The 25,277-nt window shown below is 67.2% G+C and carries 25 protein-coding genes; 19 read left to right on the forward strand and 6 right to left on the reverse strand.

Features of this window, described 5'->3' with window-relative positions; translation table 11 throughout:
• Window positions 1-196: 196 nt before the first annotated feature.
• The 8 genes from ACFSC3_RS08685 to topA all read left to right on the forward strand — a co-directional run bounded on the left by ACFSC3_RS08685 (window position 197) and on the right by topA (window position 7,424).
• Complete coding sequence (locus ACFSC3_RS08685) at window positions 197-850, forward strand: queuosine precursor transporter (RefSeq protein WP_380940010.1); 654 nt, start codon at window positions 197-199, stop codon at window positions 848-850.
• Window positions 851-1,006: 156 nt separating this feature from the next.
• On the forward strand, window positions 1,007-1,906 hold the full coding sequence (argB, locus tag ACFSC3_RS08690; protein ID WP_380940011.1) for an acetylglutamate kinase: 900 nt from the start codon (window positions 1,007-1,009) through the stop codon (window positions 1,904-1,906).
• A gap of 44 nt (window positions 1,907-1,950) precedes the next feature.
• Window positions 1,951-2,244: a YggT family protein gene (locus ACFSC3_RS08695; protein WP_380940012.1), complete on the forward strand. Its 294-nt coding sequence runs from the start codon at window positions 1,951-1,953 to the stop codon at window positions 2,242-2,244.
• Window positions 2,241-2,516: a DUF167 domain-containing protein gene (locus ACFSC3_RS08700; RefSeq protein ID WP_380940013.1), complete on the forward strand. Its 276-nt coding sequence runs from the start codon at window positions 2,241-2,243 to the stop codon at window positions 2,514-2,516. The genes ACFSC3_RS08695 and ACFSC3_RS08700 overlap by 4 nt, the downstream gene beginning before the upstream one ends.
• A gap of 174 nt (window positions 2,517-2,690) precedes the next feature.
• Window positions 2,691-3,566, forward strand: a complete 876-nt coding sequence (folD, locus tag ACFSC3_RS08705) for a bifunctional methylenetetrahydrofolate dehydrogenase/methenyltetrahydrofolate cyclohydrolase FolD (protein ID WP_380940014.1) — start codon at window positions 2,691-2,693, stop codon at window positions 3,564-3,566.
• Window positions 3,563-4,174, forward strand: coding sequence for a Cif family virulence factor (locus tag ACFSC3_RS08710; protein WP_380940015.1), 612 nt, complete (start codon window positions 3,563-3,565; stop codon window positions 4,172-4,174). The genes folD and ACFSC3_RS08710 overlap by 4 nt, the downstream gene beginning before the upstream one ends.
• Window positions 4,171-4,800, forward strand: a complete 630-nt coding sequence (locus ACFSC3_RS08715; RefSeq protein ID WP_380940016.1) for a MarC family protein — start codon at window positions 4,171-4,173, stop codon at window positions 4,798-4,800. The genes ACFSC3_RS08710 and ACFSC3_RS08715 overlap by 4 nt, the downstream gene beginning before the upstream one ends.
• A 62-nt stretch (window positions 4,801-4,862) precedes the next feature.
• Window positions 4,863-7,424: a type I DNA topoisomerase gene (gene topA / locus ACFSC3_RS08720; RefSeq protein ID WP_380940017.1), complete on the forward strand. Its 2,562-nt coding sequence runs from the start codon at window positions 4,863-4,865 to the stop codon at window positions 7,422-7,424.
• 136 nt (window positions 7,425-7,560) lie between these two features.
• On the opposite strand, the gene ACFSC3_RS08725 is transcribed toward topA, so the two are convergent.
• Window positions 7,561-7,857, reverse strand: a complete 297-nt coding sequence (locus tag ACFSC3_RS08725; protein ID WP_380940018.1) for an SEL1-like repeat protein — start codon at window positions 7,855-7,857, stop codon at window positions 7,561-7,563.
• A 65-nt stretch (window positions 7,858-7,922) separates the two neighbouring features.
• Entirely contained in the window at window positions 7,923-8,762 is an 840-nt protein-coding gene (gene panC, locus ACFSC3_RS08730; RefSeq protein WP_380940019.1) for a pantoate--beta-alanine ligase, read from the reverse strand.
• An 83-nt stretch (window positions 8,763-8,845) separates the two neighbouring features.
• Between panC and ACFSC3_RS08735 the strand changes: the two genes are divergently transcribed.
• From ACFSC3_RS08735 to ACFSC3_RS08780, 10 genes are all read left to right on the forward strand, one after another.
• Window positions 8,846-9,664 (forward strand): division plane positioning ATPase MipZ, encoded by an 819-nt coding sequence (locus ACFSC3_RS08735; protein WP_380940020.1) that lies wholly within the window; start codon window positions 8,846-8,848, stop codon window positions 9,662-9,664.
• Entirely contained in the window at window positions 9,664-9,921 is a 258-nt protein-coding gene (locus ACFSC3_RS08740; protein ID WP_380940021.1) for a J domain-containing protein, read from the forward strand. Before ACFSC3_RS08735 ends, ACFSC3_RS08740 begins: the two co-directional genes overlap by 1 nt.
• Before the next feature lie 189 nt (window positions 9,922-10,110).
• Complete coding sequence (gene pgmG / locus ACFSC3_RS08745) at window positions 10,111-11,493, forward strand: phosphoglucomutase/phosphomannomutase PgmG (protein WP_380940022.1); 1,383 nt, start codon at window positions 10,111-10,113, stop codon at window positions 11,491-11,493.
• Between the two features lie 276 nt (window positions 11,494-11,769).
• Window positions 11,770-12,528, forward strand: a complete 759-nt coding sequence (locus ACFSC3_RS08750) for a 3'-5' exonuclease (protein ID WP_380940023.1) — start codon at window positions 11,770-11,772, stop codon at window positions 12,526-12,528.
• A 39-nt stretch (window positions 12,529-12,567) separates the two neighbouring features.
• Window positions 12,568-14,079, forward strand: coding sequence for a sensor histidine kinase (locus ACFSC3_RS08755; protein ID WP_380940024.1), 1,512 nt, complete (start codon window positions 12,568-12,570; stop codon window positions 14,077-14,079).
• Window positions 14,076-14,519, forward strand: a complete 444-nt coding sequence (locus tag ACFSC3_RS08760) for a response regulator (RefSeq protein ID WP_380940025.1) — start codon at window positions 14,076-14,078, stop codon at window positions 14,517-14,519. Before ACFSC3_RS08755 ends, ACFSC3_RS08760 begins: the two co-directional genes overlap by 4 nt.
• A complete protein-coding gene (locus tag ACFSC3_RS08765) occupies window positions 14,520-15,560 on the forward strand; it encodes a sensor histidine kinase (protein ID WP_380940026.1) in 1,041 nt (346 codons plus the stop codon).
• Between the two features lie 193 nt (window positions 15,561-15,753).
• Complete coding sequence (locus ACFSC3_RS08770; protein WP_380940027.1) at window positions 15,754-17,568, forward strand: DUF885 domain-containing protein; 1,815 nt, start codon at window positions 15,754-15,756, stop codon at window positions 17,566-17,568.
• Window positions 17,569-17,755: 187 nt separating this feature from the next.
• Window positions 17,756-19,195 carry a M48 family metalloprotease gene (locus ACFSC3_RS08775; protein ID WP_380940028.1) on the forward strand — a complete coding sequence of 480 codons (1,440 nt, stop codon included), beginning with the start codon at window positions 17,756-17,758 and terminating at the stop codon, window positions 19,193-19,195.
• A 28-nt stretch (window positions 19,196-19,223) separates the two neighbouring features.
• On the forward strand, window positions 19,224-20,264 hold the full coding sequence (locus ACFSC3_RS08780) for a glycosyltransferase family 2 protein (protein WP_380940029.1): 1,041 nt from the start codon (window positions 19,224-19,226) through the stop codon (window positions 20,262-20,264).
• Between the two features lie 180 nt (window positions 20,265-20,444).
• Here the strand turns inward: ACFSC3_RS08780 and ACFSC3_RS08785 are convergent, their stop codons facing one another.
• Window positions 20,445-21,173: a class I SAM-dependent methyltransferase gene (locus tag ACFSC3_RS08785; RefSeq protein ID WP_380940030.1), complete on the reverse strand. Its 729-nt coding sequence runs from the start codon at window positions 21,171-21,173 to the stop codon at window positions 20,445-20,447.
• A gap of 1 nt (window position 21,174) precedes the next feature.
• Window positions 21,175-21,591: a GtrA family protein gene (locus ACFSC3_RS08790; RefSeq protein WP_380940031.1), complete on the reverse strand. Its 417-nt coding sequence runs from the start codon at window positions 21,589-21,591 to the stop codon at window positions 21,175-21,177.
• Window positions 21,592-21,745: 154 nt separating this feature from the next.
• On the opposite strand from ACFSC3_RS08790, the gene ACFSC3_RS08795 reads away from it, so the two are divergent.
• Window positions 21,746-23,527, forward strand: a complete 1,782-nt coding sequence (locus ACFSC3_RS08795) for an AcrB/AcrD/AcrF family protein (protein WP_380940896.1) — start codon at window positions 21,746-21,748, stop codon at window positions 23,525-23,527.
• Here ACFSC3_RS08795 and dprA read toward each other — a convergent pair.
• Both dprA and plsY read right to left on the reverse strand, forming a co-directional pair.
• A complete protein-coding gene (gene dprA, locus ACFSC3_RS08800) occupies window positions 23,518-24,600 on the reverse strand; it encodes a DNA-processing protein DprA (RefSeq protein WP_380940032.1) in 1,083 nt (360 codons plus the stop codon). The genes ACFSC3_RS08795 and dprA overlap by 10 nt on opposite strands.
• Window positions 24,593-25,213 carry a glycerol-3-phosphate 1-O-acyltransferase PlsY gene (plsY, locus tag ACFSC3_RS08805; protein ID WP_380940033.1) on the reverse strand — a complete coding sequence of 207 codons (621 nt, stop codon included), beginning with the start codon at window positions 25,211-25,213 and terminating at the stop codon, window positions 24,593-24,595. Before plsY ends, dprA begins: the two co-directional genes overlap by 8 nt.
• Between the last annotated feature and the right edge of the window lie 64 nt (window positions 25,214-25,277).

Genomic DNA, 25,277 nt, shown 5'->3' on the forward strand with positions numbered 1-25,277 from the left:
GCGCGACGGAGGGGTGTCAGCCTATCCGGATAGAGCGGCAGGTTGGATTGCCCCCGGCAATCCAAGAACGCGCGGGGCGCGTTCGACCTGCCGCACCCCTCCGTCAGGCCTGCGGCCTGCCACCTCCCCTTGCAGGGGAGGATTCGAATTTCGCTTGGGACTTCCCCCGTCCAAAAAATCGGCTAGCGTCCGCGCGATGGAAACGACCGACCGCCAACGCACCCTCCCGCTATCCCTCTTCGTCTTCGCGCTGTTCTACGGCGGCATGGTCTGCATTGCCGGCGTGCTGGGCAACAAGCAGGTCGGCCTCGGGCCGCTGGCGGTAGAGGCGGGTATCTTCGCCTTTCTGCTGCTCGTCGTCACGTCGAGCGCGGTCGCCGAACTGCACGGCGCGACCTGGGCGAACCGGCTGGTGCGGATCGGGTTCGTGCCGCTGATCGTCTCGCTGCTGCTCTCGCTCCTCGTCTACGCGCTTCCCGCCTCGGCCGAGATGCGCGCCGACCGGCCCGAGGCGCTGGCGGCGATCGAAGGCATTCTGTTTTCGACCTGGCGGATCTGGATCGGCGGGATCATTGCTTACGGCATCTCGCAGACGCTGAACGTGACGATCTTCGGCGCGCTGAAGGGGCGCGAGGGATCGAAGCTGCTGTGGTTCCGCTCGGCAGTCGCGGGCGTGCTCAGCCAGATCGTTGATACGGTCGTCTTCGTCGCCATCGCCTTCTACGGCGAATTTCCGATCGGGGGCCTGCTGGTCGGGCAGATGCTGGCGAAGGTCGTGCTGTCGGCGCTGCTGGTCCCGCCGCTGATCTATGTCGCGGTTGCGCTGGGGCGGCGGCTGGACCGCGTTTAGCCGAACCCCGTTCGTCTCGAGTAGCCTTCGAGCCTGTCGAGAAGGCGTATCGAGAGATCGGTGCGCGGTGTCTCGATACGGCGTCTCGCCGGTGCTCGACGCCTACTCGACACGAACGGTTTGGGTTTTTTTCCGCCCGCCATTACAGGGCGCCCCATGACCGATCACGCCCCATCCCCCGCGATGCTCGCCAAGGCGGAAACGCTGACCGAGGCGCTGCCCTATCTGCAACGCTACACCGGCAAGACCTTCGTCGTGAAATACGGCGGCCATGCGATGGGCGACCCCGAACTCGCGCGCGATTTCGCCGAGGACGTGACGTTGCTCAAGATGGTCGGGATCAACGTCGTCGTCGTCCACGGCGGCGGGCCGCAGATCGGGGCGATGCTGAAGCGCCTCGGCGTCGAATCGCGCTTCCACGATGGTCTGCGCATTACCGACAAGCCGACCGCGGAGATCGCGGAAATGGTGCTGGCCGGTTCGATCAACAAGGAAATCGTCGCCTGGATCGCGAGTGCGGGCGGCCGTGCGGTCGGCATTTCGGGCAAGGACGCGAACCTGGTCGTCGCGAGCAAGGTGACGGGACGCGAGGCCGATCCGCTCCAGGGAATCGAGCGCCACGTCGACCTGGGCTTCGTCGGTGAGCCGACCCAGGTCGATCCGACGATCCTGACCAGCCTGAACGCCCAAGGCTTCATCCCCGTGGTCGCGCCGGTGGCGCTGGGCGCGGACGGGCACACCTACAACGTCAACGCGGACACGATGGCGGGTGCGATCGCCGCGGAACTGCGCGCCGCGCGCTTCTTCCTGCTGACCGACGTGCCGGGCGTGCTCGACAAGGACAAGCAACTGCTGACCGACCTCGACCCCGCCGCCATCGCGGGGCTGCGCGCGGACGGGACGATCACCGGGGGCATGATCCCCAAGCTGGAAACCTGTGTCGCTGCGGTCGAGGGCGGAGTGGACGCCGCCGTCATCCTCGACGGCCGTATCCCGCACGGCATGTTGCTGGAGATCTTCACCGAACGTGGGGCCGGCACCTTGGTCCGGCGCTGATCGGTGCTATATCGGGTTAAGACAGATACGGGAATGACCACGGCGTGACGACGATCCTCGAAATCCTCCAGATCCTGCTCAACCTCGTGTGGTGGATCATCATCGTGCAGGCGATCCTGTCGTGGCTGATCGCGTTCAACGTCATCAACACGTCGAACGATCTGGTGCGCAACGTCTGGAACGCGCTGGGCGTGATGACCGAACCGCTGTACCGCCCGATCCGCCGCATCCTGCCCGATTTCGGCGCGCTGGACCTGTCGCCCGTCGTCGTGCTGGTCATCCTCGCGATCCTCGACGTCGTCATCCGGAACCAGCTGATCGCCGCTGCCGGCGCTTGAGCGACTTCGTCCTGGCGGTCCGCGTCACCCCGCGGTCGTCGCGCGCCAGCCTGGGCCCGGGGCGCGACGGCGCGCTTGCCGCCCGCGTGACGGCGCCGCCCGTCGATGGCGAGGCCAATGCAGCGGTGATCGCGCTGGTCGCCAAGGCGTTCGGCGTGCCCAAGCGTGACGTGCGGATCGTCGGCGGGGAAGCGTCGCGGGAAAAACGGCTGGCGATCGCGGGTGACCCGGCCGCGTTGGCCGCGATCGCGGCGGGGCTTGCAAGCGCCTAATTCCTGCCGTGCTCCCGCGCAGGCGGGAGCCCAGGGTCAAGCCGCCATGTGCCATGGTATACTCGTACCCCTGGGTTCCCGCCTTCGCGGGAACACGGCGGGGCTTGGTGAATCGTTTCGGGATCAACGACGAACGGGTGGCGACTTGCGACGAGCCCCTCTATGACCCCTCGTATGACGGCACGGATCATCGATGGCAAGGCGGCTGCGGCCGACCTTCGGGCGCGGGTAGGCGACGCGGCAGCGGCGTTCGAGGCAAAGGCGGGGCGCAAGGCGGGGCTGGCCGTCGTGCTGGTCGGCGAGGACCCGGCATCCGCCGTCTACGTCCGCTCCAAGGGCAAGGCGACCGTCGCTGCCGGCATGGCGAGCTTCGAGCATCGGCTGGACGCGGATGTGGCCGAGGCCGACCTGCTGGCGCTGGTCGACCGGCTCAACGCCGACCCGGCGGTCGACGGTATCCTCGTCCAGCTGCCGCTGCCGAAGCACATCCGCGAAAGCGTGGTGATCGAGCGGATCGTGCCTGAAAAGGATGTCGACGGCTTCCACCCGGTGAACGCGGGTCGCCTCGCGACCGGGCTGGAGGGCTTCGTCCCCTGTACCCCGCTCGGCTGCCTGATGCTGCTGAAGACCGAGCTCGGCGACCTGACGGGCAAGGACGCCGTCGTGATCGGCCGGTCGAACATCGTCGGAAAGCCGATGGCCGCGCTGCTGACCCGCGCCAGCGCGACGGTGACGATCGCCCATTCGCGCACGAAGGATCTGGCCGGCCATGTCGCGCGCGCCGACATCGTGGTGGCAGCGGTCGGCATCGCGCAGTTCGTGAAGGGCGAATGGCTGAAGCCAGGCGCGACCGTGATCGATGTCGGCATCAACCGGACCGACACCGGACTGGTCGGCGACGTCGACTTCGATTCGGCCGCCAGCGTTGCCGCGGCGATCACGCCGGTGCCGGGCGGAGTCGGACCGATGACGATCGCTGTCCTGCTGCGCAACACGCTGGTTGCCGCCTATCGCAATGCGGACGTGGCGTTCGACGAGGACAGCCTGTGATCCTGACGCTCCTCGCGGTCCAGGCAAGCGCGCTCGATGCCGAGCGTGCCTTTGCCGCACGGGCCGCGAAGGGCGAACAATGGGCGGCGTTCCGCGATACGGCGACCGAAGATGCGATGATGTTCGTGCCGCAGCCGATCGTCGCGCGGCGGTTCCTTGCCGATCGTGCGGAGCCGAAACACCCGATCCAGTGGTTCCCGCGCGCCAGCTATGTCTCGTGCGACGGCAAGACCGCGGTCAATACCGGTCCGTGGATGGTCCCGGCGCAAAAGGCTGCTGGCTATTTCACCACCATCTGGCGGCAACAGGCCGATGGCGGGTGGAAGTGGCTGTACGACGGCGGCGACCAGACCGGACGGATCGATGCCGCCGGCGACCGGCCGAAGCAGCGCAAGGCGGCCTGTCGCGGTCGCGCCAGGGACGTGCTTGGCGCGCCGGAAGAGGGGGCGGAGCAGCAGTCTTCGGGCCGATCGGGCGATTCGACGCTGCAATGGCGCTGGACCTATACCCCCGCCGGCGCCCGCGCGCTCGACGTCTATCTGTGGAACGGCCGCCGGATGGAGCGCGTGATCGCGGACCGCATCGACGCGCCGGGGGCCGCCAAATGATCGAACTCTACATCTCCGCGCTCATCACCTTCTTCGTCGTCATCGATCCGCCGGGATGCGCGCCGATCTATGCCGGGCTGACCAGCGGCGCGTCGCCGACGCATGTCCGCGCGATGGCGGTGCGCGCGGTGATCGTCGCGACCTGCATCCTGCTGGTCTTCGCGCTGTTCGGCGAGGCATTGCTCCACGCGCTCGGCATCGGGCTCGACGCCTTCCGCATCGCGGGCGGGATCATGCTGTTTGTCATCGCGATGGACATGGTGTTCGAACGCCGCACCCAGCGTCGCGAGGAGCGTGCAGAGAAGCTGAAGGACACGCCGGAAGTCGAGGACGTGTCGATCTTTCCGATGGCCATGCCGATGATCGCCGGCCCGGGATCGATCGCGTCGGTGATGCTGATGATGTCGCGGACGGAGGGGCTCAGCGCCTCGCTGGTCGTGCTTGGCGCGATGCTGACGATCCTGGCGCTGACCCTCGTGGCCTTGCTGGCCGCCGGGCCGATCATGCGCATCCTGGGGGCGAAGATCGAGGCGGTCATCACCCGCCTGCTCGGCGTGCTGCTGGCGGCACTTGCCGCGCAATTCGTCATCAACGGGGTGAAGGCCAGCTTCTTCGCCGCGGCTTGACGCTACGGCAAAATACCCGTCACCCTCGCGCGTACACGTAAAGATACCTAGCTAAGGCCCCCATGCAGCTCGTCATCGTCGAATCCCCGGCCAAGGCCAAAACCATCGAGAAATATTTGGGCAAGGACTATCATGTCCTCGCCTCCTACGGACACGTCCGCGACCTGCCGGCGAAGGACGGGTCGGTGAACCCCGACGCCGACTTCGCGATGGAATGGGAAACCTACGCCGACAAGTCGCGCCAGTTGAAAGCGATCACCGACGAGGCGAAGAAGGCCGACCGCCTGATCCTCGCGACCGACCCTGATCGCGAAGGGGAGGCGATCAGCTGGCATGTCCAGGAAGTGCTGCGCAATCGCAAGGCGCTGCCCAAGGAGGTCGAGCGCGTCACCTTCAACGCGATCACCAAGCCCGCGATCCTGGCGGCGATGAAGGCGCCGCGCGAGCTCGATACCGACCTGATCGACGCCTATCGAGCCCGCCGTGCGCTCGATTATCTCGTCGGTTTCACCCTGTCGCCGGTGCTGTGGCGCAAGCTGCCGGGCGCCAAGTCGGCGGGCCGCGTGCAGTCGGTCGCACTGCGGCTGATCGTCCAGCGCGAGCGTGAGATCGAATCGTTCAAGCCGCAGGAATATTGGTCGGTCGAGGCGACGTTCGAACAGGACGGCACGCCGTTCGTCGCGCGTCTGACGGCGTGGGAGGGCAAGAAGCTCGACCGCCTGTCGATCGGCGACGAGGGAACGGCGACGCGCGCGAAGGCCGATGTCGAGGCCGGTCGCTTCTCGGTCGCCCGTGTCGAGACGAAGCCTGCCACCCGCAACCCGCCACCGCCCTTCACCACCTCCACGCTCCAGCAGGAGGCGGCGCGCAAGCTCGGCTTCTCGGCCAGCCACACCATGCGGATCGCGCAGGCGCTGTATGAGGACGGCGCGATCACCTATATGCGGACCGACGGTGTCCAGATGGACGGGTCGGCGATCGATGCGGCGCGCAAAGCCGTGATCGAGCGCTATGACGGCGGCTATGTGCCCGAAAAGCCACGGCAATATCAGACCAAGGCGAAGAACGCCCAGGAAGCCCACGAGGCGATCCGCCCGACCGATTTCTCGAAGGACCGGGCCGGTTCCGGCGACCACGGCCGCCTGTACGAGCTGATCTGGAAGCGCGCGCTCGCCAGCCAGATGTCGGCGGCGCGGATGGAGCGGACCTCGATCGAACTGGAGGACGGCGCCGGCAAATGCGTGCTGCGCGCAACCGGGCAGGTCGTGCTCTTCCCCGGGTACCTCGCGCTGTACGAGGAAGGTCGCGACGATGACGGTGACGAAGATTCGCGCCGCCTGCCGCACCTGAAGTCGGGCGATGCCCCGGCCAAGCGGGGCGTGCAGAGCGAACAGCATTTCACCCAGCCGCCGCCGCGCTTCTCCGACGCGTCGCTGATCAAGCGGCTGGAGGAACTCGGCATCGGGCGTCCGTCGACTTACGCGTCGATCATCGACGTGCTGAAGGACCGCGGTTACGTCCGGCTGGAGAAAAATCGCTTCTATGCCGAGGAATCGGGGCGGCTGCTGACCGCCTTCCTCGAACGTTTCTTCGAGAAATACGTCAGCTACGACTTCACCGCGGGGCTGGAGGAAGAGCTCGACGACGTGTCTGGTGGGCGCGCCGAATGGCAGGCGGTGCTCGACGCCTTCTGGCGCGACTTCAAGCCGCGCACCGAGGAAGTGAAGGAGCGCCAGCCGAGCGAGGTGACCGCCGCGCTGGACGAATTCCTGAGCGATTATCTGTTCTCGCCGAAGGACGACGGCAGCGACCCGCGTGCCTGCCCCAACTGCGGCGACGGGCGGCTGTCGCTGCGCGGCGGCCGGTTCGGGGCGTTCGTCGCCTGCTCCAACTATCCGGAGTGCAAATACACCCGCCGCTTCGCGCAGCCGGGTGGGGCTGCGGGTGAGGACACCGGGCCGGAGACGCTGGGGACCGATCCCGAGACGAACCTGCCGGTCGAACGCAAGTTGGGACGGTTCGGCCCGTACATCCAGCTCGGCGAGGGCAAGGAGGCCAAGCGCGCGTCGATTCCGAAGGACATCGGGGAACTCGACCTCGATTGGGCTTTGAAGCTGCTGAGCCTGCCGCGTACGATCGGCGACCATCCCGAGACGGGCCAGCCGATCACCGCCTCGATCGGCCGCTATGGCCCGTATCTCGCGCACAACGGCAAATATGCACGGTTGCAGTCGACCGCCGACGTGTTCGAGACGGGCATGAACGCCGCCGTCGTCAAGCTGGCCGAAGCGGCGGCGGGCGGTGGGCGTCCGGCGCGCGGCGCTGCACGCGAACCGCTGAAGGTGCTGGGCAAGCATCCGCGTACGGAGCTGGAGCTGAAGCTGATGGAAGGGCGCTACGGCGCCTATGTCACCGACGGCGAGACGAACGCGACACTGCCGAAGACCGTCCAGCCCGACGAACTGACGCTGGAGGAAGCCGCCCAGCTGATCGACGCCCGCGCGGCGGCGGCACCGGCGAAGAAGGGCAAGAAGAAGGCTGCGCCGAAGAAGGCGGCGGCCAAGAAGCCCGCGGCCAAAAAGGCGCCGGCGAAGAAGGCTGCGGTCAAAAAGGCGGCGGAGTAAATCCTCTCCGGCACCGGGAGGAGGACCGTCGCGCAGCGATGGTGGAGGGGGCGTGCCCCAAGCGGATCGCTGCGCGGAGGCCCCCTCCGTCAGCGCTTCGCGCTGCCACCTCCCCGTAAACGGGGAGGAGCGAAACTTACGCCGCCGCGCGCATTCCGGCCTGCAGCCATGCCCGTGCCGCCTTCTGCGCCACGATAATATCTCGTGCGCTCATTTCGTCGGCGATTTCCGCGCGGCATTCCTGCGCGCGGGTGTTGCCGGCGATCGCCGCCAGATTGAACCATTTGTGCGCTTCGATCAGGTCGATGTCGACGCCCTGCGACCCGCTCGAATAGGCGATGCCCAGGTCGTAATACGCATTCATGTTGCCACGCGCGGCATCGCGTATCCGACTTTCGATCAGGAACGCGGCGGTCTTTTCGCTGCTAGCCATAGTCCGAACCCCATTTTCAGTGGGGTCAGATTGGGCCGCGAGCGGTAAGAAAATGGTTAACGCAATTAACCGTATTTTACCGCGACATTGTCGATTAGTCGGGTGCCCGCGATTCTCGCGGCGGCAAGCAGGCGGCCGGGGCGCCCGGGGACGGGCTCGGCGAGCGTCTCGGCATCGACCAGCTCGACATAATCGACCTCGAAACCCGCCGCGATCAGCGTGTCGCGGGCGGTCGACAGGGCCGCGACCGCATCGCCGCCCTTCTCGATCGTCGCCGCGGCGACGCCCAGCGCGCGCGGCAACGCCACGGCGCTGCTCCGATTTTCGGCAACGAGATATGCGTTGCGCGAGGACAGCGCCAAACCGTCGTCGTCGCGCTGCGTCGGCACGCCGCGAATATCGATGCCGAAGTCCAGGTCGGCGACCATGCGGCGGATGACCGCCAGCTGCTGGAAATCCTTTTCGCCGAACAGCGCGACGTCGGGCCGGACCTGGTTGAACAGCTTGGCGACGACGGTCGCGACTCCGTCGAAATGGCCGGGCCGCGCCGCACCGTCGAGTCCTTCGCTGACCCCCGATACCGAGACGTTGGTCGCAAATCCGGCCGGATAGACCTCCTCGACCGGCGGCATCCACAGCACGTCGACCCCGGCGTCGCTCAGCATCCGCGCGTCGGCCAGCTCCTTGCGGGGATAGCGCGACAGGTCCTCGTTCGCGCCAAACTGCTTCGGATTGACGAAGATCGACACGACGACGCGCTTCGCCGCCAGCTTCGCCTCCGCCACCAAGGCCATGTGCCCGGCGTGCAGCGCCCCCATCGTCGGCACCAGCGCGATGTCGTCGCCTTGCGCGCGCAGGGCGGCGAGCGACGCGCGCAACTCTGACAGGAGACGGATGGTTTGCACGGCGGTGAGCCCTTCGGTAAAGCGGAGAGCCACGCCCTTTAGGGGCAGGGATTTACGCGATCAACACGAAGGATTGTCGCCACTTGGCCGACGCAACCAAACCGCTCCACGTCATTGTCTTCGCCAATGAAAAGGGTGGGACGGGCAAGTCGACGACTGCCGTCCACGTTGCGATCGCACTGGCGGTGCGGGGCGCGCGGGTCGCTGCGTTCGACCTCGACCATCGCCAGCGGACGATGGGCCGCTATCTCGATAATCGCGCCGCGACGCAGAAGCGCACTGGCCGCGAGCTGGTGACACCGGTTCATGCCACGCATGACGGCGAGAGCGACGATTTCTTCGCCGAGACGCTCGACCGGCTGAGCGCCGACGCAGACTTCCTCGTCATCGACACGCCGGGCCGCGACGACAAGTTCGCGCGGATCGCCGCGACGAATGCCGACACGCTCGTCACGCCGATGAACGACAGCTTCGTCGACTTCGACCTGATCGGCCAGGTCGATCCCGACACCTTTAAGGTGACGCGCCCCAGCTTCTATTCCGAACTGATCTGGGACGCGCGCAAGACCCGCGCCCGCGCCGACGGGGCGACGATCGACTGGGTCGTGCTGCGCAACCGCCTCCAGCATATCGAGGCGCGCAACATGCGCCGCGTGTCGGAAGCGATCGACCAGCTGTCGAAGCGGGTCGGCTTCCGCGTGATCCCCGGCCTCAGCGAACGCGTGATCTATCGCGAACTCTTCCCCTCGGGCCTGACCATGCTCGATTCGAAGGAATTCGGCAGCATGGGGCTCAGCCACGTCGCCGCGCGGCAGGAACTTCGCGAGATGATGTCGGGGCTGGCGCTGCCCGAACCGACGCAGGACCGCGCGATGCCGCTGTTCCGGGATGCGGCCGCCTGATGGCGAAGCTGCTGCTTGCGCTCGCGCTGATGGCGGCGGTGTGGTGGGTGCTGAAACCCAAGGCGAAGACGCGCCTGCCCGAGGTGGACCGTGCGCGCGATATCCTGGGCGTCGGCGCGAATGCCGATGCGGATGATGTGCGCGCCGCCCACCGCCGGTTGCTGGCCGGGGTTCACCCCGATCGCGGCGGATCGGCCGAACTGACACGCCAGATCAACGACGCGCGCGACGTACTGTTGCGGCGGCTTCAGTCCTGACATTTCGCAAGTGCAACCAAATCGTCACTCATGCTTTGCATAGCCTGACCCCGCCTCATCCCGTTCGTGCTGAGCTTGTCGAAGCATCGTTCTTTGCTCCGCCCGCACGTCGCTTGCGGCACGAAGTACGGTGCTTCGACAAGCTCAGCACGAACGGGTAGGGCGCAAGCGTATTTCCGGAGACCCGATTTGACCCATCGTTTCGACCCCACGTCCCTGCGCGAGTACGATATCCGCGGCATCGTCGGTAAGACGCTCGGCGAAGAGGATGCGCGCGCGATTGGGCGCGGCTTCGCGACCCTGGTCCGCCGCGCTGGCGGCACCCGCGTCGCGGTCGGGCGCGACGGGCGCGTGTCGTCGGAAATGCTGGAGGCCGCGCTGGTCGACGGACTGACCGCCAGCGGCGTCGACGTCGTGCGGGTCGGCCTTGGCCCCACGCCGATGCTCTATTACGCCGAAGCGACGCTCGAAGTAGACGGCGGCATTCAGATCACCGGCAGCCACAATCCGGCCGACTACAACGGCTTCAAGATGGTGCTGCAGCACAAGCCGTTCTTCGGCGAGCAGATCCAGCAGCTGGGCAAGATGGCCGCGGACGGCGATTGGGAAGAGGGTGAAGGCACCGTCACCGACGCCGATATCGAGGATGATTATGTCGGCCGCCTGTTCGCGGGCTATGCCGGCGGCACGTTCCGCATCGGCTGGGACGCAGGGAATGGCGCGGCCGGCCGCGTGATCGAGAAGTTGGTGAAGCTGCTGCCGGGCGAGCATCACACGCTCTACACCGATATCGACGGCACCTTCCCCAACCACCACCCCGATCCGACCGAGGAAAAGAACCTGGTCGACCTGAAGGCGCTGGTCGCCGAAAAGGGCCTCGACTTCGGTTTGGCGTTCGACGGCGATGGCGACCGTGTCGGCGCGATCGACGGTGAGGGCCGCGTGGTGTGGGGCGACCAGCTGCTGTCGATCCTGGCGGTGCCGGTGCTGCGTAAGGAGCCGGGTGCCACGATCATCGCCGACGTGAAGGCGTCGCAGATGCTCTACGACCGCATTGCCGAACTGGGCGGCGAACCGCTGATGTGGAAGACCGGCCACAGCCTGATCAAGACCAAGATGAAGGAAACCCACGCGCCGCTCGCTGGCGAGATGTCGGGCCACATCTTCTTCGCGCAGGACTATTACGGCTTCGACGACGCGCAATACGCCGCGGTCCAGGTCATCAACGCGGTCCATGTCATCGGCAAGTCGATGACGCAGATCCGTGGCGAGATGCCGGCGTTCGTCAACACCCCCGAAATGCGCTTCCAGGTCGACGAATCGCGCAAGTTCGCGGTGGTCGAGGAAGTGCTCGATCGGCTGGAGGCTGAGGGTGCCGACGTCAACCGCACCGACGGCGCCCGCGTGAATACGCCGGACGGCTGGTGGCTGCTGCGCGCGTCCAACACGCAGGACGTGCTGGTGGCGCGGGCCGAGGCGAAGGATCAGGCCGGGCTCGACCGGCTGATGGCGATGATCGACGCCCAGCTGGCGGCGAGCGGCCTGGAGCGGGGTCCGCAGGCGGCGCACTGAAGAAGGTTTGGTTCACGCAAAGGCGCAAAGGCGCAAAGAAGAAGTTTTCACGCGGAGGCGCGGAGGCGCGGAGGCGCGGAGTTCGAATGAGGCGATCGTCTCGCGTCGGCGAGACCGTCATGCCGTTCGTCGATGAATGTGGGCCGCTCGCGCGGCAGGCGATCCATCCTCCGCGTCTTCGCGTCTCCGCGTGAACCCTCTTCTCTTCGCGCCTTTGCGCCTTTGCGTGAATCAACCCTTCTTCCTTCTTCCCCTCAAAACCCCCACATGGGCAGGATGCGCTCTACCCCCAGCATCGTCCGCGTCATCGACCTCGAAACCACCGGCAACGCCCCGCCCACTCATGCCGTGGTCGAGATCGGCTGGCAGGACGTGACACTCCAGCCCGACGGGCGGTGGGAGCTGGAGGGCGAGGGGGGCAGCGTGCTGGTCAATCCCGGCCGGCCGATCCCGCCGGTCACGATGGCGGTTCACCACATCCGCGACGAGGACGTGGCCGACGCCCGCTATTGGCATGATGTCGCGCGGCAGATCCTTGATCCCTGGCCGCGCCGCGTGGCGCTGGCCGCGCACCGCGCGACGTTCGAGCAGCAATTCTGCACCTCTGCGCTGACACACGGCAACCAGTGGATCTGTACGTGGAAATGCGCATTGCGGCTGTGGCCCGACAGTCCCGGCTTCTCGAACCAGATGCTGCGCTATTGGCGTAAGCCCGCGGGGCTGGAGCATGAGCGCGGTCTGCCCGCGCATCGGGCGTTTCCCGACGCGTATGTCACCGCCTTCCACGTCCGCGACCAGTTGAACGAGGCATCAGTCGCGCAACTGGTCGAATGGAGCGAAGCGCCGGGCCTCCTTCCGCGCGTGCGCTACGGTCCCGACCGCGGCAAGGAATGGCGCGAGATCGACAACGAAAGCCTCGTCGGCTTCCTCACTGATCGCGACGTCGACATCCGCTTCACCGCCGAAACCGAACTCGCGCGCCGACGCGGGGGTGGTGAGATCGGACGCGCCTCCGCGCAGGAGCTATTGCTCTAGTTCATTGCAACGCTACACATTTACCGTAAGGGGGCGGGTGTGGCCTGGGGCGTATCCGCACAAATCCGCGACGATGATCGCGCGCTGCGCCGCCTGCTGTTGTGGGCGATGGCGCTGGGCTTTGTCGCGCTTCTGGGCGCCGGGTTTGCGGCCTGGTCCAGCACCGACCGCACCCAGCGTTATGCTGCGCTGGTCGATCACAGCTATCAGGTCCGCGACGCGATCGGCCAGTTCCAGGTCACGCTGGAACAGTCGGAAACCGCGCGTCGCGGGTATCTGCTGAGCGGCCGCGACCTGTTCCGTGAGCTGTATGACGAGAATATCGCGCGTTTGGGGCCACAGCTTGCCGATATCGAGGCGCTGACGCTCGACAATCCCGTCCAGACCGACGCCGTCGCGCGCATCCGGCGGCTGCTGGACCGGGTGCAGGGCGAGCGCGGCGAATCGATGACGCTGACCCGCACCGGCAACCGTGCCTTCGCCGTCGAGCGATTCGATGTCGATGGATCGGTCGCCGGGATGCGCGCGATCCGCGCCCGGTTGCGCGTGATGCTGGCGGCCGAGGAAGCGCTACTCGCGGATCGCAGCGCCGACCAGCGCGCTAGCACCGCGACGTTCCTGACCGCACTCGGCGCTGCCGGTTTCCTCGTCATGCTGGTCGCGGGCGTGTCCTTCGTCACCATCTTCCGCTTCACCCGCGACCTGTCGGCATCGCGCGCGCGGTTGCAGGAGTTGAACGACACGCTGGAGGATCAGGTGGTCGAGCGGACCACCGACCTTTCCCGCGCGAACGAGGAAATCCAGCGCTTCGCCTATATCGTCAGCCACGACCTGCGCTCGCCGCTGGTCAACGTCATGGGCTTCACCGCCGAGCTGGAGACGGGACAGAAGGCGCTGGCCGAGCTGCTTGACCGCGCCGAGGAATCGGCGCCCGAGATCGTGACCGACGAAGCCCGCTTCGCCGCGCGCGAGGACCTGCCCGAGGCGATCGGCTTCATCCGGACATCGACGCAGAAGATGGACCGGCTCATCAATGCCATCCTGAAACTGTCGCGTGAGGGGCGTCGGACGATCACGCCGGAACGCATCGACATGGCCGCCCTCGTCGGTGGAATCCGCGACACGCTTCAGCATCGGCTGGACGAGATCGGCGGCACGGTGACGGTTGCCGGCACGCTGCCCGTGCTCGTCACCGACCGCCTGTCGATCGAACAGGTTTTCGCCAACGTCATCGAGAATGCGGTCAAATACCGTGATCCCGCGCGGCCCGTCCGCATCGCCATATCGGGGCAGAAGGTCGGCGCGCGTGCGGTGTTCGAGATCGACGACAACGGTCGCGGGATCGATCCGCGCGACCATGCCCGCGTGTTCGACCTGTTCCGCCGCTCGGGCGTGCAGGATCAGCCGGGCGAGGGCATCGGCCTGGCCCATGTCCGCGCGCTGACCTACCGCCTGGGCGGAACGATCGACGTCGTCTCCGAACTGGGGCAGGGTGCGACGTTCCGAATTAACCTTCCGCTAACCATAGATACGTCAGGGCTGCCTGCATGAATGCGCATCAATCCGTCACCATCGTGATGATCGAGGACGATGAAGGCCATGCGCGCCTCATCGAAAAGAACATCCGTCGTGCCGGGATCAACAACGACATCCGTCACTTCACCGACGGCACGTCCGCGCTCGATTATATGTTCAATGACGCGCAGGGGCCGGCGCTGAACGGCCCGGCGCTGATCCTGCTCGACCTCAACCTGCCCGACATGAGCGGCACCGACATTCTGGCCAAGGTGAAGGCCGAGGGCTCGGCGGTGAAGCGCACGCCCGTCGTCGTGCTGACGACGACCGACGACAAGGTCGAGATCCAGCGCTGCTACGACTTGGGCTGCAACGTCTACATCACCAAGCCGGTGAACTACGAGAATTTCGCCCAGGCCATCCGCCAGCTCGGATTGTTCCTGTCGGTCATCCAGGTTCCGGACCAGGCCGACTAAGTGCCCCACGCCGGCGCCCGAATCCTCTACATCGACGACGATGCAGGCCTGTGCCGGCTCGCCGAGCGCGCGCTGACGCGTCGCGGGATGACGGTCACCACCGCAACCGATGGCGAGGCGGGGTTGGCGCTGGCGGCGGAGACGCGGTTCGATCTGGTCGCGATCGATCATTACATGCCCGGCCTCGACGGGCTGGAGACGCTTCGGCGCCTCGCCCAGCTGCCCGATCCGCCGGCCGCCATCTATGTCTCAGGGTCGGAGGACGCACGCGTCGCCGTCGCCGCGATGAAGGCGGGCGCGGCCGATTATGTCGTGAAGACGGTGGGCGAAGATTTCTTCGACCTGCTGACCGGCGCGATCGCCAACGTCATGGTCAAGCAGGCGCTCCAGCGCGGCAAGGATCTGGCCGAGGCGGAATTGCGCGCGTCGAACGCGCGGCTGGAGGCGTTGCTGAAGGAGGTGAACCACCGCGTTGCCAACTCGCTGCAACTCGTCTCGGCCTTCGTCCACCTGCAATCGAGCCAGATCCAGGACGAGGCGGCACGCGCCGCGCTGCAGGACACCCAGGCGCGCATCGCCGCGATCGGCGCGGTCCACCGCCGGCTCTACACCTCGAACGATGTCGAGGGCGTGGAGATGGACGAATATCTGCGCGCGCTGGTCGACGAACTCGGTCAGGCATGGTCGACCAGCCCCGAACACCGCATCCTGCTGATCAGTGACCCGATCCGCCTGCCGACCGACCGTGCGGTGTCGGTGGGCGTCATCGTCAACGAACTCGTCAGCAACGCCTGCAAATATGCCTATGCCGAAACCTGCGGCGGCGAAATCCGCGTCGCGCTGCGGCGGCAGGGTGACGACCGCTTCGAGCTGGCGGTCGAGGACGACGGCTGTGGTATCGACGAGACTGCCGCGCCCAAGGGTACCGGTCTCGGCACGAAGCTGGTGCGGACGATGGCGCAGAGCCTGCAATCGGCGGTGGTCTATACCCCCAACGCGCCGCAGGGCCTGCGCGCCAGCCTGGTGGCCTCGCTCAACTGACGCTTGCCGTGCGCGTCGGCGTGGGTAAGCTGTTGGTTCGTAGGGGCTCTACCCATTCCCGTTCGTGCTGAGCGACGTCGAAGCACCGTTCTCCGATAGGCCCGCTGAGCCGGTTGCGGCACGAAGACCGGTGCTTCGACTTCGCTCAGCACGAACGGATGGGGGGACGACGCTCCGATGTGGGAGAATGGACATGGATCGGCGCAATTTCCTGGCCTCGACGGCCGCAGCGGGAGCGATCGGGCTGGTGCCCGCGAAAGCGTTCGCCGCGCAGGCGGCACCGGCCGTCGGACCGGGCGACGCCGCGCTCAACAGCTTGTTCGACACGACGTTTCGCGAGGCGGTGATGCGCTCGCCCGAACTCGCGACCTCGCTCGGCTTCGACAAGGGGGCGGGCGCGCCGCTCAAGCGCCGGCTGAGCGACCGTAGTCCGGCGGCCCGCGCGGCGAACCTCGCACGCACCAAGGCCGCCATCGACGCGATCGAGAAGGTCGACCCCGCCACGCTGTCGAAGGGCGCGCAGCTCAACCGCGACGTCGTGCTCTATCAGCTGCGCTCGCAGATCGTCGGGCCGGAGCAGTTCGGCGTCGATTCGCCGCAGCGGCCGTTCGTCATCACCCAGCAGGCCGGCGCCTATTTCTCGGTCCCCGATTTCCTGAACTCCTCGCACACGATCGCGACCGCCGACGATGCCGAGGCCTATCTGGAGCGGACCCGCGCCTTTGCCACCGCGCTTGATCAGGACAGCGCGAATCAGGAGGCACAGGCCGCGCGCGGCTATCTCGCGCCGGGCTTCTCGCTCGATCTGGCGCTGGGGCAGATGGCGGCGTTGCGGAAGCCTGCACCTGCTGACAATACGCTGACCCGGTCGATCGTCCGCCGCACGACCGGAAAGATTCCGGGCGATTGGGGCACGCGCTGTGCCGCGATCGTCGAGAAGGAGGTCTATCCCGCGCTCGACCGCCAGATCGCGCTTGTGACGAAGCTCCGGAAGACCGCGCGGACGTCGGCGGGGCTGTGGGATGTGCCACAGGGCGCGGCACTCTACGCCGCTGCACTCGAACAGGCGACGACGACCAAGTTTACGCCCGATGAGGTGCATAAGCTTGGCCTGCAACAGGTGGCGGAGATTAGTGCGCAGCTCGACACCATCCTGAAGGGGCAGGGGCTGACCAAGGGCACGGTTGGCGAGCGGCTGACCGCCCTCAATGCGCGACCCGACCAGCTCTATCTCGACACCCCGGCGAGCAAGAAGGAGCTGATCGATGGCCTGAACGCCGGCAATGCCGCGATGCAGGCGAAGCTGGCGCGCGCGTTCAACACTCCGCCCAACGCCCCGCTGATGATCCAGGCGGTGCCGGTCGAGATCCAGGACGGCGCCTCCAACGGCTATTATAGCCGCGCCGCGCTCGATGGATCGCGCCCGGCGATCTATTGGATCAACCTCAAGTCGGTCGCCGACTGGCCGAAATACACGCTGCCCAGCCTGACCTATCACGAGGGCGTGCCCGGCCATCACCTCCAGATCACGATCGCGCAGGGCAGCGACCAGCCGCTCATTCGCAAGGTCGGCGGGTTCAGCGCGTACAGCGAGGGCTGGGCGCTCTATGCCGAGCAGGTCGCCGACGAACTGGGCGGCTATGCGACGCCGCTGGAGAAGGCGGGTTACCTGCAATCCTTCCTGTTCCGCGCCGCCCGGCTGGTGGTCGACACCGGCATCCATGCCAAGCGCTGGAGCCGCGAACAGGCGACCGATTACATGGTCGCGACCACCGGCTTTGCGCGGCCCCGGTCGCAGCGAGAGGTCGAGCGCTACTGCACTCAGGCCGGCCAGGCGTGCAGCTACAAGGTCGGCCACATCGCGTGGCTCCGCGCCCGCGACAATGCGCGCAAGATCCTTGGCGCGAAGTATGACGTGAAGGCGTTCCACGAGGTGCTGCGCGACGGCGCGGTGCCGCTGACGATCCTGGAGCGGCTGGTCGAGGAGCGTGCGCGAGCTTTGGTGTAACCGCACGAAGCCCTCTCCCCTTAGGGGAGAGGGTTTGGGAGAGGGGGAGGTGTCTCACCGAGAGCGAGAGCTTGCGGCACTGCTCCTCTCCCAACCCTCTCCCCTGAAGGGGAGAGGGCTATCGCTTGTGGAACCGGAAAGGCGAATCTGCTTTCTCCCGCGTAACGATCTGCCGGGAGAGCAATCCATGTTACGTCGCCTGACCCTCGCCACCGCTTCCGCGGCGCTTGCGCTGTCGCCCGTTGCCGCAGAGGCCCAGGCTGCACGGTCGATCAGCCAGTCGGATCGCGCGCAGGGGGCGCAGGCGAACCCCGAACTGGTCGCGCAATTCGGCGGCCGCTACGACGGTCCGCAGGCGGCATTCGTTGAACGCGTCGGCAAGCGGGTCGCGCTCCAGTCCGGCCTGTCCAATTCGCAGAACGACTTTACCGTCCAGCTGCTCAATTCGCCGGTCGAGAATGCCTTCGCCATCCCCGGTGGCTATGTGTACGTCACACGCCAGCTGCTCGCGCTGATGAACAGCGAGGACGAACTGGCCTTCGTCATGGGGCATGAGGTCGGCCACGTCGCCGCGCGCCATTCGGCGGGGCGGCAGAAGACGTCGACGATCGGCGGAGTGCTCGCCGGCATCGTCGGTGCGGTCGCCGGCAATTCGGGGATCGGCCAGTTGATCGGTGCCGGCGCGCAGCAGGCGGCCGGGCTCTACACGCTGAAATATGGTCGCGATCAGGAATATCAGGCCGACACGCTCGGCATCCGCTATGTCGCGGGGGCGGGCTATGATCCGGCCGGCGCGCCGCTGATCCTGGGCGCGCTGGGGGCGGAGACCGCGCTGGAGGCCCGGCTCGCCGGCCGCGACGCAAGCGCGACGCCGTCGTGGCTCAGCACCCACCCGTCGAGCGCCGCGCGGGTCCAGCGGGCGCGACAACTGGCGCAGCAGACCGGCCGCGCGGGCACGTCGTCCGCGCAGGACACCACCTTCCTGCGGATGCTCGACGGCATGGCCTATGACGACGACCCCGCACAGGGCGTGATCGACGGTCAGACCTTCCGCCACCCGGTCATGCGCCTGCGCTTCACTGCGCCGACCGGCTACACCATCGCCAATGCCGCGGATGCCGTGACGGTCGCCGGACAGCGCGGTCAGGCGCAACTGATGGCCGCCGGTCGCGCCGACCCGGCCCAGGCGGTCGTGCAGCGTTTCTCCGGCATCGGCGGGCGCATCGATGCGTCGCAGGTGCGCGAGACGACGATCTCGGGCCGCCCTGCCGCCATTGCCACCGTCAGCGCCGCCGCCAACAACCAGCGCGTCGACGCGACCGTCGTCGCGATGCAGCTGCCGTCGGGCACCTATACCTGGACGATCGTCACCCCGCAGGGGACGGGCATCGGCCCGTTCGACCCGCTGCTGGCGAGCTTCGTCCCGATGACCGCTGCGGAAGCCGCGCAGATCCGCGGCAAGCGCATCCGCATCCACACCGTCCGCGCCGGCGACACGAGCGACAGCCTGTCGCGCCAGATGGCCTATCCCAGCTTCCAGCGCGACCGATTCCTGACGCTGAACGGCCTGACCGCCCACGCGAGATTGACGCCGGGCACGCTCGTCAAGCTGGTGGTGGCTGGATAGCGGACCGCGAGCACGCTAAGCGGGCCGGATGACTCGTCCGGCCCTCTCCGTCGTGATCCCCTGCTATAACGAGGAGGCGTGCCTCGAGCAGCTTCACGCGCGCGTCTCCGCCGCCGCGCGGTCTGCGGTAGGCGACGATCATGAGATCGTGCTGATCAACGACGGGTCGCGCGATGCGAGCTGGAGCGTGATGCAGCGCCTCGCCGCCGCCGACCCGCGGCTGGTCGCGATCAACCTGTCGCGCAACCACGGGCATCAGCTGGCGCTGACCGCCGGGCTCGATCTGTGTGCGGGCGAGCAGATCCTGGTGATCGACGCCGATTTGCAGGACCCGCCCGAACTGTTGATCGACATGCGCGCGACGATGGTCGAACAACAGGCCGACGTCGTCTATGCCGTCCGCCGCAAGCGCGATGGCGAGACGTTCTTCAAGAAGGCGACCGCTTCGGCCTTCTACCGCGTGCTCGACCGCGTGACCGACGTGCCGATCCCGCTCGACACCGGCGATTTCCGCCTGATGAGCCGCCGCGCGCTGGATGCCTTCCTGTCGCTCCCCGAACAGGCGCGATTCATTCGCGGGATGGTCGCCTGGGTCGGCTTCCGTCAGGTGCCCTTCCTCTACGACCGGCACGAGCGGCTGGCGGGCGAGAGCAAATATCCGCTCGCCAAGATGATCCGCTTCGCGCTCGATGCGGTCACCGGCTTCTCCACCGCCCCCTTGCGCTTCGCCAGCCATGTCGGCCTCGCGCTGACCGGCGCGACACTGCTGCTGTTCCTCTATGTCATGGGCAGCTTCGTGCTCGGGCGCACGGTCCAGGGCTGGACCTCGACGATGCTGGTCGTGCTGTTCCTGGGCAGCGTGCAGATGTTCGTACTGGGAATGATCGGCGAATATATCGGGCGGCTCTACGTCGAATCAAAGAAGCGGCCGCTGTACCTGGTCGCCGACGTCGCCGGCCCCGTGCAGGGCCGCGCAAGCCTGGGCTACCGCGCCGGCGAAGGCCCGCGCCCGGTGCGGCCGGAACCGACCGAAGGACTCATCGCGGCCAGCCAGCACGAAGAGGGCTGACGGTACCACTTCGTCCCTAGCCAGCTTTGCTAGGGTGGGTTTCGATCAGCTTTCTTCTACCGTTCGTGCTGAGCGCAGTCGAAGTACATGGCGGAGGGCCGCCCTTCGACTTCGCTCAGGGCGAACGGGGGTGGATACGGCCGATCGTTTCCGACATCCCCCGAACGGGAGTCGCGTCGATTACGGCTTGCTCGCCAGCGTGATCAGCGACAGCCCCGGGGTCAGCGGCACGCGGCCCAGCAGGTGCCGCTCCAGTCGAAAGACCGTCTGCAAAATCGCATTGACCGGCTTGGCCGGCGGTGAATCGTCGCTGTCGTCCTTGCCGGTCAGCTTGCCCGCCACGCGCGCGGCGACCGCGACCGGGAACAGCAGCGAGTTGAACCAGCGCAGGCCGTTGTGCGTCAGCCCGGCATCGCGGATCGCCTTGTCGAGCGTCGCCTTCGAATAGCGGCGCTTGTGGTGGTTCACCACGTCATGCGCGCTCCACATCCACTGGTGCGCCGGCACCGCGATCAGGATCTTGCCGCCGGGCTTCAACGCCTCGCCCATCGCGCGCAGCGCCGCCACATCGTCCTCGATATGTTCGATCACGTCGAGCACCGCGACCATGTCGTAGCTGCTGCGCTCGACGCCGGCCAGTTCGGGCAACGGCGCGGTGCCGACGGCCTTGCCCAGCCGCTTGCTGGCGATTTCGCGCGCGGCGTCGTCGATCTCGATCGCGTCGACCTCACCATAGCTCGCCAGCATCGGCAAATTGTGTCCGGTGCCGCAGCCGATCTCCAGGATGCGCGCGTCCTTCGGCAGTTGCGCATAGCGCGCGACATAGGCCGACAGGATGTCGCGGCGGGCGCGATACCACCAATGGGTGGAATCATGTGCCGCCATGCGGTCGTAAACAATACGGTCCATCTTATTTAAAAACCCAATTGCGGTTTATACCGAACATCGCGAGCGGCGTTACGAAGAGCAAGGGTAACACCGGCGTCCAGTCCGGCAAACCGAGCGCCGAAGTGCACAGCCACGTCCAGAATGCATTCATGGCGTAGCTGATGAGGCTGGCGACGAAGAAGCGAAACGTCGTCCTGCCTGGATTGTCGCGGGTGCCGTGGCCGCGGAAGCTCCAGCGGCTGTGCAGGACATAGCCGGCCGCGACGCAGACCAGATAGGCCGCCGCCATCGCCGCCTGCGGATGGATCGGCGTCGTCAGGACGAGCCCGGTGTAGAGCCCCGCGCCGAGCAGCGTCACCCCCCCGCCGGTGATCGCATAGCGGATCAGCTGGCCGAGCACGCTGCCCGAGTTCAGATGATGAAGGACACGCAGACCCAAGAAAATGCTCCTGAACCATTCGAGCCGAGCTTGTCGAAGCCCTGCCCTTTCTTCTAACCGGCAAAACGAAGGCCAGCCCTTCGACAGGCTCAGGGCGAACGGATGTGGGGCGGGCATTTATCCCCCTCTCCGCCGCGGGGGAAGCGAATTGAACATCACCGCGGCGTCGCGCGTCGAAACCCTGCTCGCCAGGCATTGGCGCCAGGTCACGATCCTGACCTGGCTGGCCATCGCCGCCTATTGGCTGTGGGACCATTGGGGCGGCGTCTATTGGCTGGCGCTGGGCGACACCGACGACAATATGCGGCTGATGCAGGTCCGCGGGCTGCTCGCCGGGCAGGGCTGGTACGACCTGACGCAATATCGGCTGAACCCGCCGCAGGGCTTCAATATCCATTGGAGCCGGATCGTCGACCTGCCGATCGCCGCGCTGATCCTGATCTTCAAGCCGTTCGTGGGCATCGCCTGGGCGGAGCGTCTGGCGTGCGGCATCGCGCCGATGCTGCCGCTCAGCATCGCGATGATCGCGCTCGCCTTTGTCATGCGGCGGCTGATCGCGCCATCGGCCTATGCGCTGGGCTTCGTCATCATGCTGGGCGGTATGTCGGCGATGCTGATGTTCATGCCGATGCGGATCGACCACCACGGCTGGCAGCTGGCGATGCTGGCGCTGACGGTCGCGGGGCTGGCCGACGAGCGGCAGGCGCGCGGTGGTGCGATCGTCGGGCTGGCGACCGCGGTGTCGCTGTCGATCGGGCTCGAGATGCTGCCCTATTGCGCGATGGCCGGTGCGATCCTGACGCTCCGCTGGGTGTGGGATGCGGGCGAGGCGCGGCGGCTGACGACCTATGCCCTGACGCTCGGCGGCGGCAGCGCGCTGGGCTTCGCGCTGTTCGCGTCGAACGCCAACCAGGCGATGCGCTGCGATGCGATGACGCCGGTGTGGCTGTCGGTGCTGGTCGCAGCAGGCGCGCTGCTGTTCGGGATCGCGCGGATCAACCCGGCGAGTCGCGGCGTCCGGCTGGGGCTGGCGGTCGCGGCCGGTGCGATCATCGCGGGCGGGTTTGTCGGTTTCTTTCCGCAATGCCTCGGACGCCCCGAGGGTGTTTCGTCGGAATTGCAGAAGACGTGGCTGAACAATGTTCGTGAGGCCAAGCCGATCTACCAACATCCTATCCGGCTCTCGCTCCCGATCGCCGCGCTGCCGGTCGCCGGGCTGATCGGCGCGCTGGTGGCGCTGTGGCGGGCGCGATCGACGCCGGCGTTCGCGCGATGGATGCCGGTGACCTTGTTCACCGCCTTCGCCGTGCTGATGCTGTTGTGGCAGGTCCGCGCTGGCCCCGCGGCGCAGCTGCTAGCGGTGCCGGGCGCGACCGCCCTGGCCTGGCTGCTCGTGCCATGGTGTCTCGGCCACCGGCTGATGGCAGTGCGGGTGCTCGGCTCGGTCGCCGTGTTTCTCGTAATCTCGGGAACGGCCGCCGGCCTGGCGCTCCAGTTCCTGCCGGCGGGCAAGCCTAGCCGCACGACGCAGATCGTCCAGCGCGCCAACGCCCGCTGTGCTTCGATCCCGGCGCTACGGGTGCTCGACCGCTTCCCGACGACGGTGATGTTCACGCACGTCGACCTCGGTCCGCGGCTGATCGTGCTCACCCATCATTACGGCATCGCCGGCCCCTATCACCGCAACGGCGATGCGATCCTCGACGTCCATCACGCCTTTACCGGCACGCCCGACAATTTCTTCAGCATCGCCAAGGCGCATGGCGCGCGGATGCTGCTGACCTGTCCGAACATGGCGGAGACGACGGTGTACCGGGCGAAGGCGAAGAACGGCTTCTACGGCCAGCTTGCCAAGGGGCGTGTGCCGTCGTGGCTGGTCCCGGTGCCGCTGCCCAAAGGTTCGCCGCTGCGGCTGTGGCGGATCGACTATCGGTAGGAGACGCGCCCGCCGGCGTGGCGATCAAGTCGGCCGGCGAGTTCGAGTTCCAGCAGCACGGTCTGCACGCTTGCCGGCGACAGGCCCGACAGGCGGATGAGTTCGTCGACCGCAACCGGCACCGGGCCGAGAAGGTCGCCGATCCGTCGCCGATCGGCATCGGTCGCATCGTCGGGCGGCGGACCGGCATAGTGTGATCGCACCGCGCGCACCGCACGGGCGTCGATCGGCCGGATCGCCTCCAGGATGTCGTCGGCGGTCTGCACCAAAGTCGCGCCTTCGCGGATCAGCAGATTGCAACCTTGTGCGCGCGGATCGAGCGGGCTGCCGGGCACCGCCATCACCTCGCGCCCGGCCTCCGCCGCCAGTCGCGCGGTGATCAGCGAGCCGGACTTGGGTGCCGCCTCGACCACCACCGTCCCGAGCGCGAGGCCGGCGATGATGCGGTTGCGGCTCGGAAAGTTGCGCGCGCGCGGTTCCTCGCCCAGCGGCTGTTCGGCAAGCAGCAGCCCGCGCGTCGCCACCGCCTCCTGCAACTCGCGGTTCTCGGGCGGGAAGGCGATGTCGATCCCGCTCGCGATGACGCCGATCGTACCCGTCGCGATCGAGGCGACATGCGCCTGGGTATCGATCCCCCGCGCAAGGCCCGAGACGATGGTGATCCCGCGCTCACCCAGGGCCGCCGACAGCATGCGGGCGAAGCGGCAGGCGGCGGCCGATGCGTTGCGCGCCCCGACGACCGCGACGGTCGACCGCTGCGCCAGGGCCAGGTCGCCGCGGACGGTCAGGACTGGCGGGGCGCTTTCGGTTTCCGCCAGCAGCGCGGGGTAATCGCCATCGTCGACGAACAGGTGGCGCGCGCCCAGTCGCGCGACGTCGGCGATCTCGCGTTCGACCAGTCTCGGGTCGGCGATCGGCGGCGGCGTGCCGCCCCCGCGTCGCGCCAGCGTCGGCAAGGCCTCCAGCGCGGCCTCGGCGCTGCCGAAGCGCGACAGCAATTGCGCGTAGGTAACTGGGCCGATGCCGCGCGTGCGGATCAGTCGCAGCCGTGCGACGTCGCGTGGATCAGCCAAGCGTCTTTCGTCCGCCCACGCGGGGTTCGGTACCCGCGAGCAGCCGCTCGATATTCTCGCGGTGCTTCCACACGACGATCAGCGCCAGGGCGATCAGCAGCGCGACGAGGTCGAACCGCCCCAAGATCGCAGCCGCCACCGGCGCGCTGATCGCCGCGGCGATCCCCGCCACCGACGAGATGCGCAAACCCGCCAGCAGCCCCAACCAGACCACCGCATAGATCAGCCCGAGCGGCCAGTGCAGCGCCAGCACGATGCCCATCAGCGTGGCGACGCCCTTGCCGCCCTTGAACCGCAGCCAGACCGGATAGCAATGGCCGAGGAAGGCGCCGGCCGCCGCCAGTTGCGCCTCGCCCGGAAACGCCCAGGCAACGATCGCCACCGCCAGCCAGCCCTTGAACCCATCGAGCAACAGCGTCGCCGCCGCCAGCCCCTTGCGCCCGGTACGCAGGACGTTGGTCGCGCCGATGTTGCCGGACCCGATCTGACGCAGATCGCCTGCGCCGCCCAGGCGCGTCAGGATGACCCCGAACGGGATCGATCCGAGCAGATAGCCGATCGCGAGCGCCGCCGCGGGCGCAAGCCATAGAATCTGGGTAACTGCCCCCTGCATGCCGTCCCATTGCTAAGCTGTCATTGCGCATTTCGCAACGTTATCGATCAAGCCATGTGGGTTA

It is taken from the genome of Sphingomonas floccifaciens, assembly GCF_042681125.1.
Classification (GTDB): Bacteria; Pseudomonadota; Alphaproteobacteria; order Sphingomonadales; family Sphingomonadaceae; genus Sphingomonas; species Sphingomonas floccifaciens.

Bases quoted from the DNA above. Each gene is read 5' to 3' on its own strand.
- ACFSC3_RS08685 (WP_380940010.1), top strand. From the start codon at position 197: ATGGAAACGACCGACCGCCAACGCACCCTCCCGCTATCCCTCTTCGTC.
- argB (WP_380940011.1), top strand. From the start codon at position 1,007: ATGACCGATCACGCCCCATCCCCCGCGATGCTCGCCAAGGCGGAAACG.
- folD (WP_380940014.1), top strand. From the start codon at position 2,691: ATGACGGCACGGATCATCGATGGCAAGGCGGCTGCGGCCGACCTTCGG.
- ACFSC3_RS08715 (WP_380940016.1), top strand. From the start codon at position 4,171: ATGATCGAACTCTACATCTCCGCGCTCATCACCTTCTTCGTCGTCATC.
- topA (WP_380940017.1), top strand. From the start codon at position 4,863: ATGCAGCTCGTCATCGTCGAATCCCCGGCCAAGGCCAAAACCATCGAG.
- ACFSC3_RS08725 (WP_380940018.1), bottom strand. From the start codon at position 7,857: ATGGCTAGCAGCGAAAAGACCGCCGCGTTCCTGATCGAAAGTCGGATA.
- ACFSC3_RS08740 (WP_380940021.1), top strand. From the start codon at position 9,664: ATGGCGAAGCTGCTGCTTGCGCTCGCGCTGATGGCGGCGGTGTGGTGG.
- ACFSC3_RS08750 (WP_380940023.1), top strand. From the start codon at position 11,770: ATGCGCTCTACCCCCAGCATCGTCCGCGTCATCGACCTCGAAACCACC.
- ACFSC3_RS08760 (WP_380940025.1), top strand. From the start codon at position 14,076: ATGAATGCGCATCAATCCGTCACCATCGTGATGATCGAGGACGATGAA.
- ACFSC3_RS08770 (WP_380940027.1), top strand. From the start codon at position 15,754: ATGGATCGGCGCAATTTCCTGGCCTCGACGGCCGCAGCGGGAGCGATC.
- ACFSC3_RS08775 (WP_380940028.1), top strand. From the start codon at position 17,756: ATGTTACGTCGCCTGACCCTCGCCACCGCTTCCGCGGCGCTTGCGCTG.
- ACFSC3_RS08780 (WP_380940029.1), top strand. From the start codon at position 19,224: ATGACTCGTCCGGCCCTCTCCGTCGTGATCCCCTGCTATAACGAGGAG.
- ACFSC3_RS08785 (WP_380940030.1), bottom strand. From the start codon at position 21,173: ATGGACCGTATTGTTTACGACCGCATGGCGGCACATGATTCCACCCAT.
- plsY (WP_380940033.1), bottom strand. From the start codon at position 25,213: ATGCAGGGGGCAGTTACCCAGATTCTATGGCTTGCGCCCGCGGCGGCG.